The sequence below is a fragment of the Klebsiella sp. GG_Kp146 genome, assembly GCF_040061975.1.
Taxonomy (GTDB): Bacteria; Pseudomonadota; Gammaproteobacteria; order Enterobacterales; family Enterobacteriaceae; genus Klebsiella; species Klebsiella quasipneumoniae.
Genome location: NZ_JBEAHA010000002.1, coordinates 375,684 through 389,235 on the forward strand (window position 1 = coordinate 375,684; position 13,552 = coordinate 389,235).

Sequence of the window (13,552 nt, forward strand, 5' to 3'; positions counted from 1 at the left end):
GGCCCGCGATATCGCTATCGCAGGCCGTGATGCCGCACCGTTCTGGTGGGTGAATAGCGAAACGGTTATTTTTCGCTATCTTTCTGTATTTTCTTAATAATGTTGGTGGTTGAGCACCCATCTTCAAAGTTGAGCACCAGCACTTCGCCACCGTTCGCCCAGACCTCTTCACTGCCGGCGATCTGTTCCGGTTTGTAGTCGCCACCTTTGACCAGCAGATCCGGCAGGATCCCGGCAATCAGGCGCTGCGGTGTATCTTCTTCGAAGGAGACCACCCAGTCGACCGCCTCCAGCGCCCCCAGCACGATCATCCGCTGCTCCAGCGGGTTCACCGGGCGGGTTTCGCCTTTCAGACGTTTGGTGGAGGCATCGCTGTTGACCGCCACGATCAGACGGTCGCCCAGTTTGCGCGCATTCGCCAGATAGGAGACATGGCCGGCGTGCAGAATATCGAAGACGCCGTTGGTCATAACCACTTTCTCGCCGCGCTTGCGCGCTGCCGCAACCGCCTGTTTGAGTTCCTCTTCGCTCATCACGCCGAAGCCAGTCTCAGCCCGTCCGCGAACCGCATTTTCCAGCTCGACAGGAGAAACAGTGGAGGTCCCCAGCTTGCCAACCACCACGCCCGCCGCGGCGTTGGCGAAATAGCAGGCCTCTTCCAGGGTATTGCCGGAGGCCAGGGTCGCCGCCAGCACGCCAATCACCGTGTCGCCGGCGCCGGTGACATCGTACACTTCCTGGGCCTGGGTCGGCATATGCAGCGGCGGACGCCCCGGCTGCAGCAGCGTCATCCCCTGCTCAGAGCGCGTCACCAGCAGCGCTGACAGTTCGAATTCGGCGATGAGCTTCATGCCGCGCTCAACGATCTCCGCTTCATTCTGGCACTTGCCCACCACCGCTTCAAACTCAGAGAGGTTCGGCGTGAGCAGCGTTGCGCCGCGATAGCGTTCGAAATCGGTACCTTTCGGATCGATCAGCACCGGCACGCCTGATTCACGGGCGAGCTTGATCATCGTCTGGACGCTGGTCAGCGCCCCTTTAGCGTAGTCCGAGAGAACCAGCGCGCCAATCGAGCCCAGCGCCTGCTGAATGCGCTCGTGCATCGGCTGCGGATCAACGCCGGAAAAGCCCTCTTCAAAGTCGAGGCGGATCAGCTGCTGGTTGCGCGACAGCACCCGCAGCTTGGTGATGGTCGGGTGTGTCGGGACGGAGACAAAGTCGCACTTCACATTGACGTTGGCCAGCGCCTGGCTCAGCGCGCGGGCGGCGTCATCAATCCCGGTCAATCCCACCAGGCGCGACGTCGCCCCCAGGGAGGCGATGTTCATCGCTACGTTTGCCGCGCCGCCAGGACGTTCTTCGATATTTTCCACCTTCACCACCGGCACCGGGGCTTCCGGGGAAATACGACTGGTGGGGCCGTACCAGTAGCGGTCCAGCATCACATCACCCACCACCAACACTCCTGCACGTTCAAACTCCGGCAGCGTTACTTTCATGACTCTCTCCTGCGAGACGCAAACTTTGCGCGCGATAATAGCACACCCGATTTTATAGTTAAGCCATCAGCCACTTCTGCCAGCTGGCGCTGACCTGCTCACGCTCCCGGCTGAATGCCTCTGGCACCACGTGTCCCGGCAGCTCCTGCAGGGCCAGGTGATGGAGCGCATCACGCAAGGTGGTGTACGCGTGCGTTAAGGCTCGCGCTTCCTCCTCGTCCATGATGTCGTTCTGCGCCAGCAGCTCGAGAATACGCACGTTATCAGACCAGCGGGTCAACTTCGGCTTGTCGCTGGCATAGCGTAGGACCAGATACTGGGTAATAAATTCAATATCCGTGATCCCACCGGCATCGGCTTTGATATCAAAACGATCGGCATGTTTATTGCCGAGGTGGGCGCGCATCTTCTCACGCATCTCGCGAACTTCGGTCTGCAGGGTCGCGCCATCCCGCGCGGTGGTCAGGATATCGCGACGAATGGCGTCAAATCGCGCCTGCAGCGCCGGGTCGCCATAGACCACGCGAGCGCGCACCAGCGCCTGATGCTCCCATGTCCAGGCTTCGTTCTGCTGATAGTCGGCAAACGCGTCGGCGGTGGTGACCAGCATCCCCGCCGCGCCGGAAGGGCGCAGCCGGGCGTCAACTTCGTAGAGAATACCGGACGAGGTGCGGGTGCTGAACAGATGCATGATCCGCTGAGCCAGCCGCAGGTAGAACTGACGGCCGTCGATCTCCCGCTCGCCGTCGGTCATCACCTCCGCCGGGCAGTCATGGAGGAACACCAGGTCGAGATCGGAACTGTAGCCCAGCTCCCAGCCGCCGAGCTTGCCGTAGCCGACGACGGCGAAGCCGCGCCCCTGGCGATCGTGCAGGTGGGTCGGCTGGCCGTAGCGGGCCACCATCTGTCCCCATGCCTGCTGCACCACCGCGTCGAGGATCGCTTCGGCAAGCCAGGTTAAGTGATCGCTGACCTTCATCACCGGCAGCGTGCCGGCGATATCCGCCGCGGCGATATGCAGCTGCTGCGCCTGCTTGAACTGGCGCAATGCCTCCAGCTGCTGCTCTTCATCCTCTTCCGGCACGCGCAGCAGATACTGGCGCAGCTCGTCGCGATAGGCATCGGTCGCCGTCGGCTGATAGAGGGTGTTGGGATCCAGCAGTTCATCAAGCAGCAGCGGGTGGCGCGCCAGCTGGCTGGCGACCATCGGCGACGCCGCGCAGAGCGTAATCAGGTGCTTCAGCGCGCCGGGGAATTCGCTCAATAGCTCAAGATAGGTGGTGCGAGTGACGATCCCGGTCAACAGCGGTGTGATCCGCGCCAGAGGCAGAGGCGCATCGGCGCGCGAGCAGATTTCGCTCAGCAGATGCGGCATCAGTTGATCCAGCACCTGGCGGCCTCGCGGGCCGATGGTGCGCCGATCCAGCTCTTTACGGAAATCAGCAATTAGCGCCAAAACGCTGCGGCGGTCGGCGTCGTTTAAATGCGCCAGCGCCGGGCTGGCGTCATCTTCTTCCAGCGCATCCTGCCACAGTTCGCGCCAGTACTCCGCCAACTGCTCATCCGGCGACTGGGCCTCATCATCGCCGATCAGCTCATTAAACACCCGCCGCACGCTGGCCATATGGCTCGCCAGCTGCGCGCTCAGCGTCTCCCAGTCGTCGGTATGCATCCCCCACGCCAGCCTGGCGCGGTTCAGTTCATCCTGCGGCAGAGTCTGAGTCTGCTCATCGTTGATGCTCTGCAGCAGATTTTCCAGCCGGCGCAGGAACAGATAGGCCGCGCGCAGCAGCGTCGCGTCGCCTTCCGGCAGCAAATGCAGCTCATCAATCGCCGCCAGCGTCGGCAGCAGCGCCCGCTGCTGCAGCGCAGGTTCGCGACCGCCGCGGATCAGCTGAAAGACCTGCACGATAAACTCAATTTCACGGATCCCGCCGGCGCCGAGCTTGATGTTGTCTTTCAGCCCGCGACGCCGCACTTCGCGAGCGATCATGCCTTTCATGTTACGCAGCGACTGGATCACGCTGAAGTCGATATAGCGGCGGAAGACGAAGGGGCGAAGCATCGCGCGCAGCTCGCTGGCGTAGACGTCGTCGTTATCGCCCATGATCCGCGCTTTCACCATCGCGTAGCGTTCCCAGTCCCGGCCCTGCTCCTGGTAATAATCCTCCAGCGCCGCAAAGCTGAGCACCAGCGGCCCGCTGTCGCCAAACGGCCGCAGGCGCATGTCCACCCGATAAACAAAGCCGTCCTGCGTCGGCTGGTCGAGCGCCTTGATAAGCCGCTGCCCCAGGCGGGTAAAGAACTGGGCGTTATCCAGCTCGCGGCGGCCGCCGCGGGTGGCGCCATGCTCGGGCCAGGCAAAAATCAGATCGATATCGGAAGAGAAGTTCAGCTCGCCGCCGCCCAGCTTTCCCATCCCGAGGATCAGCAGCGGCTGCGGCTGGCCCTCGGTATTGCAGGGCGTTCCCCACTCTTTACAGCAGGCGGCGTACAGCCAGTCGCGGGCGGCGACAATCAGGGTCTCCGCCAGGACGCTCAACTGCTGCAGCGTCTCTTCTTCGCTTACCAGCGACAGCGCCTGCGCCCAGGCGATGCGGACCATCATATGACGGCGGAAAAGACGCAGCTCTCGCATCAACCCCGCTTCGTCAGCCACCGCCTGCAGGCGTTCCTGCAGCCAGGTCTCATAATGCCGCCACTCTTCCGCCTCCGGTGAAGACTGGGCAAGCTCGTTCAGCCAGCCTGGCTGGGCGATCACACTCTGTTCGACAAAATCACTGAACGCCATCACCGACCTGGCCTGCGGGCTCAGTTCGGCGACGGGGAAATCCGCTGGCAGGCGGTCAGCGACCGTCTGCCAGTGCTGCTGTAACTGCGAAGAAAGCGGCATCATAGGGGCTCCCTGGCCTGTAATTATCGTTTTCCACTATGCAGCCAGAACGGCTCGGCAGCCAGCGCCTGGCGACGGAAATATTCAAAGACGCTGCGGTCGTCATGCTCTATCGCACGCTGTAGTTCCTGCCAGTTCTCCAGCCACGGCGCGACGGCGTCGCCATAGGCGCCCGCCAGCAACTGGACGCTGTCGATGTCGCGCGCCAGCTTCGGCAGCTGGTCGGCGGCATCCTCCACCGCCAGGTGCTGCACGGCGCCGCGCAGCTCAGCCGCCGCCCGGGAAAGGTGAATATCGGCAAACCGTTTGAACGATCCGGCTATTTTTTTCTCTCCCGCCTCGTTGAGGAACGGACGCCAGCCGCGCTGGACCAGCCATTCGGTCAGCGCCAGTTTGGCGGCGACGACCTCGGTGCGGAATAACGCCTCATCGGCGGTGTCCGCGGCCAGCAGCGCCGCTTCGGCTTCGTTCAGCAACGCGCGGAGGTGGGTGGTCGCCTTCCGCGGCACGATGCCGCCGAACAGCACCAGCGCATGGCGCACGCGGGCTATCGCCAGCAGGATTTCCGCTTTGGCTTTCGCGTTGCCGCGCAGCCAGACCTCATCGTGATAAAGCCAGTGCGCCAGGGCGCTCTCCAGCGCCGCCTCCAGCCCCTGCTCCACGCTGGCCTTCGCCGCCACCGGCAGCACCGCCAGCCGGGTTACCGGGCGCTCGTCGTTGCCTTGCGCCAGATGATACCCGCGCGCGGCTTTGCTCAGGCTCCCCTGACGCAGGACGCCGCTCTCCAGCAAACGCTGCGCGAGGCGCAGCAGATCGGCGGTCTCCCCGGCGAGCAGCTCCAGCTCCAGCTCGCAGATCGGCTCCTGATGCTCGCCCGCCTTCACTTCGCCGCGATCGAGGGCAATCTCAATTTCACTCTTTCCTTCCTGGATCACCCAGCGTTCACGGGCAAAGTCGGTGCTGAACAGCGGTTGCACATGCTCCGCCAGCGCGGCTGGAAGTTCCCCTTGCGGCCAGACCTCCGCCGGCAGGCGCTCAAGCGCCAGCTCCGGTTTATCCAGTGGAATATTGTATTCCGGGCGCTGGTGCAGGCCGCCCACCACCCGACCGGCGATTTTCAGCGTCATCTCATAACGCCCCTGGTCGCCGCGGATGCGCAGCCCCATGTCGTGACGACGCAGCCAGTTATCGGCGGTTTCATAGTAAATGTTCAGCAACTGGCCCGCGGGCGTATGTTTCGCCTCGAGCGCATTGAGCTGCTCGCGCAGCGTCTCTACCCCATCCTGAGCGACGATAAACTTAAGTTCGATTTCTTGAGCCATGACTGAATTCTTCCGCTTCTGTGCTGCGCCGACAAATTGCGGCGAACTTACGACGATATTTTTTGTCAGTAGATAGTATTTTGCGGCGAATCGCCATGCAACGCGCTTTTTGCCGGGCCACCTCCTGGATGATTCCGATTGTGGTGGAAAACTTTGCGTCGCTCTGGCGATGCCTCTACTATCGTTCCACTTTTTATGACCAAACGATGACCTGATGCCAAAATTACGCCTGATTACTTTTACTTTGCTCGCGCTTAGCGCCGCCACGGCGGTTCACGCAGAAGAAAAGCGCTACGTTTCCGATGAGCTGAACACCTGGGTTCGCAGCGGCCCGGGCGATAATTATCGTCTGGTCGGCACCATCAACGCCGGGGAAGAAGTGTCGGTGCTGCAAACCAACGACAGCACCAGTTACGCGCAGATCCGCGACGCGAATGGGCGTACCGCCTGGATCCCGCTGAAAGAGCTGAGCAACGAGCCCAGCCTGCGCACCCGCGTCCCGGATCTGGAAAACCAGGTCAAAACGCTGACCGATAAGCTGAATAATATCGACGCCACCTGGAACCAGCGCACGGCGGATATGCAGAAGAAAGTCGCCGGCAGCGACAGCGTGATCAACGCGTTGAAAGACGAGAACCAAAAGTTGAAAAACGAGCTGGTTGTCGCGCAGAAGAAGGTGAATGCGGCGAATCTGCAGCTTGATGATAAACAGCGCACCATTATCATGCAGTGGTTTATGTACGGCGGCGGCGTGCTGGGCGTCGGTTTGCTGCTGGGTCTGGTGCTGCCGCATCTGGTGCCAAGCCGCAAACGTAAAGACCGGTGGATGAACTAATTCGTCTTCTCTGCCAGACTTACGTATCATCTTGCGAAAAACAGATACGGGAGAATCAGGCGTGAAGAGTTATCTGGTCGGTGGTGCGGTGCGCGACGCGCTGTTAGGACTGCCGGTCAAAGACCGAGACTGGGTGGTGGTGGGCGCCACCCCGCAACAGATGCTTGACGCGGGCTATCAGCAGGTAGGCCGCGACTTTCCCGTGTTTCTTCATCCGCAAAGCCGGGAAGAGTATGCCCTGGCCCGCACCGAGCGCAAATCCGGCGCAGGCTATACCGGTTTTACCTGCTATGCCGCCCCGGACGTCACTCTTGAGGCGGATCTGCTGCGCCGCGACCTGACGGTCAACGCCCTCGCCCAGGATGCCGACGGTACGATTATCGACCCCTACGGCGGACAAAACGATCTCCGCCAGCGCCTGCTGCGCCATGTCTCTCCCGCCTTTAGCGAAGACCCGCTGCGCGTGCTGCGCGTGGCGCGCTTTGCCGCCCGCTATGCCCATCTCGGTTTTCGCATCGCCGAAGAGACCCAGACCCTGATGGCCGCCATGGTTGAGGCTGGCGAACTGGCCCATTTAACGCCGGAGCGGGTGTGGAAAGAGACGGAAAGCGCGTTGACCACCCGCAACCCGCAGGTCTTTTTCCAGACGCTGCGCGACTGCCAGGCCCTCAAGGTGCTGTTCCCGGAGATTGACGCCCTGTACGGCGTGCCGGCCCCGGCCAAATGGCACCCGGAAATCGATACCGGCCTGCACACCCTGATGACCGTCACGATGGCCGCGATGCTATCGCCGGACGTCGAGGTGCGCTTCGCCACCCTGTGCCATGACCTCGGCAAAGGGCTGACGCCGAAAGCGCTCTGGCCGCGTCACCACGGCCATGGCCCGGCGGGAGTCAAGCTGGTGGAGCAGCTCTGCGCGCGTCTGCGGGTGCCGAACGATATCCGCGATCTCGCGAAACTGGTGGCGGAGTACCATGATCTGATCCACACCCTGCCGATCCTGCAGCCAAAAACCCTCGTCAAACTTTTCGACAGCATTGACGCCTGGCGTAAACCGCAGCGCGTGCAACAGATCGCCCTCACCAGCGAAGCCGACGTCCGCGGGCGCACCGGCTTTGAGGCCAGCGATTATCCGCAGGGGCGCCTGCTGCTGGAGGCCTGGGAAGTGGCGCAGTCGGTCTCCACCAAAGAGGTGGTAGCGGCGGGATTTAAAGGGGCGGAAATTCGCGAGGAGCTGACGCGGCGGAGAATTGCGGCGGTGGCGCAGTGGAAGGAACAGCGTTGCCCCCAGCCGCAAGGCTGAGGGCGCAGGCCTTAGAAAAAGACCACGTAAACCGCTGCCGCGACGATAAAGCGGTAGATAGCGAACGGAATGAACGAGATCCGTTTGATCAGCTGCAGGAAGGTTTTAATCGCAATCAGCGCCACGATAAACGCCATCACGAAGCCGACGGCAAACATCGGAACATCGCCCATGTTGAGGAAGCCGATGCTCTTGTAGACGTCCAGCACCGTGGCGCCCATCATCATCGGTACCGCCAGCAGGAATGAGAACTCTGACGCCGCGTAGCGGCTGACGCCCATCAGCATGCCGCCGGAGATGGTCGCCCCTGAGCGGGAGAAGCCCGGCCACAGCGCCAGGCACTGGAAGCAGCCGATAACGAATGCCTGACGATAGGTCATATCGTCAATCCCGACCGCGCGCGGCTGTTTCGGCTTCAGCACTTCCGCCGCAATTAACAGCACACCGCCGACAATCAGGGCGTACATCACGTTTACCGGGTTAAACAAGGACTTAATGGTGTCGTGGAAAATAAGCCCCATCACCACCGCAGGGATCATACCGAGAAGGATATGGATAAGCGATAAGCGACCGCTGCCCTTGCCTTCATGCGCCGGCGGCTTGCCGAAATGGATGCCGATCAGGCCGAACAGGCGACGCCAGAACATCACCACCACGGCGAGTATCGAGCCTAGCTGAATAACCACTTCAAAGGTATTTGCCGTATCACCTTCAAACCCCAGCAGGTGACCAACAATAATCATATGACCGGTACTGGAAACAGGTAAAAATTCTGTTAACCCCTCAACCACACCCAATATTGCCGCCACCAGCAGCGAGTGTATATCGCTCATCCAATTAAACCCTTTAAAAAAGTAAAATGAAAAAAACCAGGAACACGGTATCGTTCAACAGGCACAACCCGGCTGCCAGAGGGCGCGCAATCCGCAGCATACACGGCGTACACAAGGATTCACCTGCCGTTCTGGTAGGAGATCGCCAGTAAAATTGCCTGATGACCGGATGCTATGACCGGTATAAACGCAATTTGTTTAACAAGTATGACCTGAAAAGTTTTGTTTCAGATTAAGGCCACGTTCAATAATCACCCCGACGTTTGCCGCGCGAGCCACGGCGCCAGGTTTGCTGACTTTAATGCGCACCCATGGCGACTGGAATGTCTCCAGCAGCAGGTCGGCCACCTCTTCCGCCACCCGCTCCACTAACGCGAATTTTCCCCCCTCAACATGCGCGATGACGCGCTCGCTGATATCAGCATAGCTAAGGCAATCGCTGACATCATCGCTGGCGGCCGCCTTGCGGTTATCCCATGCAATTTCGATATCGAACACCAGCTTCTGTTCAATGGTTTGTTCCCAGTCATAAACACCAATGGTGGTGATTACCGAAAGTTGCTCTATAAATACAATATCCATCACGCCCTGCCTGCTTTTTAGCTAAACCGGATACCACTTCCGGCGAATTATGCGTATTATCCACAGATGCAGAGAATACAACGACATTTTCAAAACGGAACAGCGTTATGAGTGCAATCGCGCCTGGACTGGTACTCCTCGCCTACCTCTGCGGCTCCATTTCCAGCGCCATTCTGGTATGTCGCCTTGCTGGCCTGCCCGACCCACGCGACAGCGGCTCAGGCAACCCCGGGGCCACTAACGTACTACGAATTGGCGGAAAAGGGGCGGCCGTAGCGGTACTTATTTTTGATGTGCTGAAGGGCATGTTGCCGGTATGGGGCGCCTGGGCGCTGGGCCTGACGCCGTTCTGGCTGGGTTTAGTGGCGATTGCCGCCTGCGTGGGCCACATCTGGCCAGTCTTCTTTCATTTCCGCGGCGGTAAAGGCGTCGCCACGGCCTTCGGCGCTATCGCCCCCATCGGCCTCGACCTGACCGGCGTGATGGCCGGGACCTGGCTGCTGACCATCCTGCTCAGCGGTTACTCTTCCCTTGGCGCTATCGTCAGCGCGCTGATCGCTCCGTTCTACGTCTGGTGGTTCAAACCACAGTACACCTTCCCGGTGTCGATGCTCTCCTGCCTGATCCTGCTGCGCCATCACGACAACATTCAGCGTCTGTGGCGCCGCCAGGAGAGCAAAATCTGGACGCGGGTGAAGAAGAAAAAAACGCCAGAAGAGAAGTAATCTCCCCTCCCGGCCACCCCAGCCGGAGGGATCCCCGATTCTATTTAGCGGTCTCACCCGCTCTTTCGCCTTACGTCATCATGATTGGCGATCATCGCCACATCCCCCTTTTGTAACAATGCGTTAGCGGCGACCCACAGCAAAATTCTCGCCAGCGACCGCCGGCGCGGCGTGAACCGCGCTGACGCCTTTTCCGCCGCGGCCAGGCAACGGTTCAGGATATTGACGGCAATGATTATCCGGGTGAATAATCCGGAGCGGTTATGCCGCTTTCCCCTCGCGCCCGATGCGACGCTCCGGGTAACAGATGACATAAGCGTTTCGTATGACCGGGATAATCTCCCGCCGATCAATACTCATTGCTGCTGTTTTATCTTGATTTTGCAGGGGCGCAACATTGCACGGCACCGTGTTACCACCACTCAAAAAAGGCTGGCAGGCCACGCTGGATCTGCGCTTTCAGCAGGCCGGCGGCAAGACCGTTCTCGCCAGCGCCCAACACGTCGGCCCGCTGACCGTCCAGCGCCCGTTTTACCCGGAAGAAGAGACCTGTCATCTCTATCTGCTTCACCCCCCCGGCGGCATCGTCGGCGGTGATGAGCTGACGATTAGCGCCCACCTTGATCCCGGCTGCCATACCCTGATAACCATGCCTGGCGCCAGCAAGTTTTACCGCAGCAGCGGCGCGCAAGCGCTTTTGCGCCAGCAGTTGACCCTCGCCCCGCAGGCGACCCTGGAGTGGCTCCCGCAGGATGCCATCTTCTTTCCCGGGGCGAACGCCCGGCTGTCCACCACCTTTCACCTTTGTGCCTCCAGCACGCTGCTGGCCTGGGATCTGCTCTGCCTTGGCCGCCCGGTGATCGGCGAAACCTTCAGCCACGGCACCCTCAGCAACCGGCTGGAAGTATGGGTGGACGATGAGCCGCTGCTGGTCGAGCGCCTGCACCTGCAGGAGGGAGAGCTGTCCAGCGTCGCCGGACGCCCCTGGGTCGGCACGCTGCTGTGCTATCCGGCAACCGATGCCCTGCTCGACGGGGTGCGCGACGCGCTGGCGCCGCTCGGCCTCTACGCCGGCGCCAGCCTGACCGACCGCCTGCTGACGGTGCGCTTCCTCAGTGACGATAATCTGATTTGCCAGCAGGTGATGCGCGACGTCTGGCAGTTTCTGCGCCCTCATCTCACCGGCAAATCCCCCGTACTTCCCCGAATCTGGCTGACTTAAGAGAACGTTATGGAACTGACCCCCCGAGAAAAAGACAAGCTGTTGCTGTTTACCGCCGCGCTGGTGGCGGAACGCCGCCTGGCCCGCGGCCTGAAGCTCAACTATCCGGAGTCCGTGGCCCTGATCAGCGCCTTTATTATGGAAGGCGCCCGCGACGGCAAAAGCGTGGCCTCGCTGATGGAGGAAGGCCGTCACGTCCTGACCCGCGAGCAGGTGATGGAGGGCGTCCCGGAAATGATCCCGGATATCCAGGTCGAAGCCACCTTCCCGGACGGCTCGAAGCTGGTCACCGTTCACAACCCGATTATCTGAGGTAGCGCCATGATCCCCGGTGAATATCACGTTAAGCCCGGCCAGATAGCCCTCAACACCGGCCGGGCGACCTGTCGCATGGTCGTTGAAAATCACGGCGATCGGCCGATTCAGGTCGGTTCGCACTACCATTTCGCCGAGGTCAACCCGGCGCTGAAGTTCAACCGTCAGCAGGCCACCGGCTATCGCCTGAATATCCCGGCCGGCACGGCGGTACGCTTTGAACCTGGCCAGAAACGCGAGGTTGAGCTGGTGGCCTTCGCCGGTCACCGCGCCGTCTTCGGCTTCCGCGGCGAGGTCATGGGCCCTCTGGAGGCAAACGATGAGTAATATTTCACGCCAGGCCTATGCCGACATGTTCGGCCCCACCATCGGCGACAAGGTGCGCCTGGCCGATACCGAGCTGTGGATAGAGGTGGAGGACGATTTGACCACCTACGGGGAAGAGGTCAAATTCGGCGGCGGCAAAGTGATCCGCGACGGGATGGGTCAGGGACAGATGCTGGCCGCCGACTGTGTCGACCTGGTGCTCACCAATGCGCTGATCGTCGATCACTGGGGGATCGTTAAGGCCGATATCGGCGTGAAGGACGGTCGGATCTTCGCCATCGGCAAAGCCGGCAACCCCGACATTCAGCCCAACGTCACCATCCCCATCGGCGCCGCGACGGAAGTGATTGCCGCCGAAGGAAAAATCGTCACCGCCGGCGGGATCGATACCCATATTCACTGGATCTGTCCGCAGCAGGCGGAAGAGGCGCTGGTCTCCGGCGTGACCACCATGGTCGGCGGCGGCACCGGCCCGGCGGCGGGTACCCATGCCACCACCTGCACCCCGGGGCCATGGTATATCTCACGCATGCTGCAGGCGGCCGACAGCCTGCCGGTCAATATCGGCCTGCTGGGCAAGGGCAACGTTTCTCAGCCGGACGCTCTGCGCGAGCAGGTGGCGGCGGGCGTTATTGGCCTGAAGATCCATGAGGACTGGGGCGCTACCCCGGCGGCGATCGACTGCGCGTTAACCGTCGCCGATGAGATGGATATTCAGGTCGCGCTGCACAGCGACACGCTCAATGAGTCCGGTTTTGTGGAAGATACCCTCGCCGCCATCGGCGGGCGCACCATTCACACCTTCCATACCGAAGGGGCCGGCGGCGGCCATGCGCCGGATATCATCACCGCCTGCGCCCACCCGAACATTTTGCCGTCCTCCACCAACCCAACGCTGCCCTACACCCTTAACACCATCGATGAACATCTCGATATGCTGATGGTCTGCCACCATCTGGACCCGGACATCGCCGAGGACGTGGCCTTTGCCGAGTCGCGCATTCGCCGGGAAACCATCGCTGCGGAAGACGTGCTGCACGACCTTGGCGCCTTCTCGCTCACCTCCTCGGATTCGCAGGCCATGGGCCGCGTCGGGGAAGTGGTTCTCCGCACCTGGCAGGTGGCGCACCGCATGAAGGTGCAGCGCGGAGCGCTGGCGGAGGAGACCGGGGATAACGACAACTTCCGCGTGAAGCGCTACATCGCCAAATACACCATCAACCCGGCGCTGACCCACGGCATCGCACACGAAGTCGGCTCCATTGAGGTGGGTAAGCTGGCGGACCTTGTGGTCTGGTCGCCTGCCTTCTTCGGCGTGAAACCGGCCACCGTGATCAAAGGCGGCATGATCGCCATCGCGCCGATGGGCGATATCAATGCCTCAATTCCAACCCCGCAGCCGGTGCACTACCGCCCGATGTTTGGCGCGCTGGGCAGCGCCCGCCATCACTGCCGCCTCACCTTCCTGTCGCAGGCGGCGGCGGACAACGGCGTTGCCGAGCGGCTGAACCTGCGCAGCGCGATCGCCGTGGTGAAAGGCTGCCGTACGGTGCAGAAAGCCGACATGGTGCACAACAGCCTGCAGCCTAACATCACCGTCGACGCGCAGACTTATGAGGTGCGGGTGGATGGCGAACTCATCACCAGCGAGCCGGCAGAGGTTCTGCCGATGGCGCAACGTTATTTTCTGTTTTAA

Annotated in this window: 13 protein-coding genes and 1 pseudogene; 8 read left to right on the forward strand and 6 right to left on the reverse strand. The window is 61.3% G+C overall.

Annotated features, from left to right (window positions below):
* Positions 1–65: 65 nt before the first annotated feature.
* Genes hldE through ABLU95_RS04185 form a run of 3 tightly spaced genes read right to left on the reverse strand, consistent with a single transcriptional unit; the run spans position 66 to position 5,714 of the window.
* Positions 66–1,499 (reverse strand): bifunctional D-glycero-beta-D-manno-heptose-7-phosphate kinase/D-glycero-beta-D-manno-heptose 1-phosphate adenylyltransferase HldE, encoded by a 1,434-nt coding sequence (gene hldE, locus ABLU95_RS04175; protein WP_065882650.1) that lies wholly within the window; start codon positions 1,497–1,499, stop codon positions 66–68.
* A gap of 58 nt (positions 1,500–1,557) precedes the next feature.
* Positions 1,558–4,395: a bifunctional [glutamate--ammonia ligase]-adenylyl-L-tyrosine phosphorylase/[glutamate--ammonia-ligase] adenylyltransferase gene (gene glnE, locus ABLU95_RS04180; RefSeq protein ID WP_241516340.1), complete on the reverse strand. Its 2,838-nt coding sequence runs from the start codon at positions 4,393–4,395 to the stop codon at positions 1,558–1,560.
* Between the two features lie 20 nt (positions 4,396–4,415).
* On the reverse strand, positions 4,416–5,714 hold the full coding sequence (locus ABLU95_RS04185) for an inorganic triphosphatase (protein ID WP_241516339.1): 1,299 nt from the start codon (positions 5,712–5,714) through the stop codon (positions 4,416–4,418).
* 214 nt (positions 5,715–5,928) lie between these two features.
* On the opposite strand from ABLU95_RS04185, the gene ABLU95_RS04190 reads away from it, so the two are divergent.
* Both ABLU95_RS04190 and ABLU95_RS04195 read left to right on the forward strand, forming a co-directional pair.
* Entirely contained in the window at positions 5,929–6,549 is a 621-nt protein-coding gene (locus tag ABLU95_RS04190; protein ID WP_023291036.1) for a TIGR04211 family SH3 domain-containing protein, read from the forward strand.
* Between the two features lie 61 nt (positions 6,550–6,610).
* Positions 6,611–7,852, forward strand: a complete 1,242-nt coding sequence (locus ABLU95_RS04195) for a multifunctional CCA addition/repair protein (RefSeq protein ID WP_023291037.1) — start codon at positions 6,611–6,613, stop codon at positions 7,850–7,852.
* A gap of 11 nt (positions 7,853–7,863) precedes the next feature.
* On the opposite strand, the gene bacA is transcribed toward ABLU95_RS04195, so the two are convergent.
* Positions 7,864–8,685 (reverse strand): undecaprenyl-diphosphate phosphatase, encoded by an 822-nt coding sequence (gene bacA / locus ABLU95_RS04200; RefSeq protein WP_023291038.1) that lies wholly within the window; start codon positions 8,683–8,685, stop codon positions 7,864–7,866.
* A 198-nt stretch (positions 8,686–8,883) separates the two neighbouring features.
* Positions 8,884–9,267, reverse strand: coding sequence for a bifunctional dihydroneopterin aldolase/7,8-dihydroneopterin epimerase (folB, locus tag ABLU95_RS04205; RefSeq protein ID WP_004150923.1), 384 nt, complete (start codon positions 9,265–9,267; stop codon positions 8,884–8,886).
* 107 nt (positions 9,268–9,374) lie between these two features.
* Here folB and plsY point away from each other — a divergent pair, with 107 nt between their 5' ends.
* Together plsY and ABLU95_RS04215 are read left to right on the forward strand one after the other, a co-directional pair.
* Positions 9,375–9,992 carry a glycerol-3-phosphate 1-O-acyltransferase PlsY gene (plsY, locus tag ABLU95_RS04210; RefSeq protein ID WP_004205257.1) on the forward strand — a complete coding sequence of 206 codons (618 nt, stop codon included), beginning with the start codon at positions 9,375–9,377 and terminating at the stop codon, positions 9,990–9,992.
* 164 nt (positions 9,993–10,156) lie between these two features.
* Positions 10,157–10,243, forward strand: a pseudogene (locus ABLU95_RS04215) (hypothetical protein); the annotation flags it as partial.
* 10 nt (positions 10,244–10,253) lie between these two features.
* On the opposite strand, the gene ABLU95_RS04220 reads toward ABLU95_RS04215, so the two are convergent.
* Positions 10,254–10,400, reverse strand: a complete 147-nt coding sequence (locus ABLU95_RS04220; protein ID WP_032428993.1) for a hypothetical protein — start codon at positions 10,398–10,400, stop codon at positions 10,254–10,256.
* Here ABLU95_RS04220 and ABLU95_RS04225 point away from each other — a divergent pair.
* The 4 genes from ABLU95_RS04225 to ureC are packed head-to-tail and all read left to right on the forward strand — an operon-like array spanning position 10,390 to position 13,552.
* Entirely contained in the window at positions 10,390–11,214 is an 825-nt protein-coding gene (locus tag ABLU95_RS04225) for an urease accessory protein UreD (protein WP_064157986.1), read from the forward strand. The two genes, ABLU95_RS04220 and ABLU95_RS04225, sit on opposite strands and share 11 nt — an antisense overlap.
* Positions 11,215–11,223: 9 nt before the next feature.
* Positions 11,224–11,526: an urease subunit gamma gene (locus ABLU95_RS04230; protein ID WP_002916871.1), complete on the forward strand. Its 303-nt coding sequence runs from the start codon at positions 11,224–11,226 to the stop codon at positions 11,524–11,526.
* A gap of 9 nt (positions 11,527–11,535) precedes the next feature.
* Positions 11,536–11,856, forward strand: coding sequence for an urease subunit beta (locus tag ABLU95_RS04235; RefSeq protein ID WP_262963208.1), 321 nt, complete (start codon positions 11,536–11,538; stop codon positions 11,854–11,856).
* Positions 11,849–13,552 carry an urease subunit alpha gene (gene ureC / locus ABLU95_RS04240; protein WP_023291041.1) on the forward strand — a complete coding sequence of 568 codons (1,704 nt, stop codon included), beginning with the start codon at positions 11,849–11,851 and terminating at the stop codon, positions 13,550–13,552. The genes ABLU95_RS04235 and ureC overlap by 8 nt, the downstream gene beginning before the upstream one ends.

Coding starts and splice junctions, on each gene's coding strand:
- hldE (WP_065882650.1), bottom strand. CDS start 1,499: ATGAAAGTAACGCTGCCGGAGTTTGAACGTGCAGGAGTGTTGGTGGTG.
- glnE (WP_241516340.1), bottom strand. CDS start 4,395: ATGATGCCGCTTTCTTCGCAGTTACAGCAGCACTGGCAGACGGTCGCT.
- ABLU95_RS04185 (WP_241516339.1), bottom strand. CDS start 5,714: ATGGCTCAAGAAATCGAACTTAAGTTTATCGTCGCTCAGGATGGGGTA.
- ABLU95_RS04190 (WP_023291036.1), top strand. CDS start 5,929: ATGCCAAAATTACGCCTGATTACTTTTACTTTGCTCGCGCTTAGCGCC.
- bacA (WP_023291038.1), bottom strand. CDS start 8,685: ATGAGCGATATACACTCGCTGCTGGTGGCGGCAATATTGGGTGTGGTT.
- folB (WP_004150923.1), bottom strand. CDS start 9,267: ATGGATATTGTATTTATAGAGCAACTTTCGGTAATCACCACCATTGGT.
- plsY (WP_004205257.1), top strand. CDS start 9,375: ATGAGTGCAATCGCGCCTGGACTGGTACTCCTCGCCTACCTCTGCGGC.
- ABLU95_RS04230 (WP_002916871.1), top strand. CDS start 11,224: ATGGAACTGACCCCCCGAGAAAAAGACAAGCTGTTGCTGTTTACCGCC.
- ABLU95_RS04235 (WP_262963208.1), top strand. CDS start 11,536: ATGATCCCCGGTGAATATCACGTTAAGCCCGGCCAGATAGCCCTCAAC.
- ureC (WP_023291041.1), top strand. CDS start 11,849: ATGAGTAATATTTCACGCCAGGCCTATGCCGACATGTTCGGCCCCACC.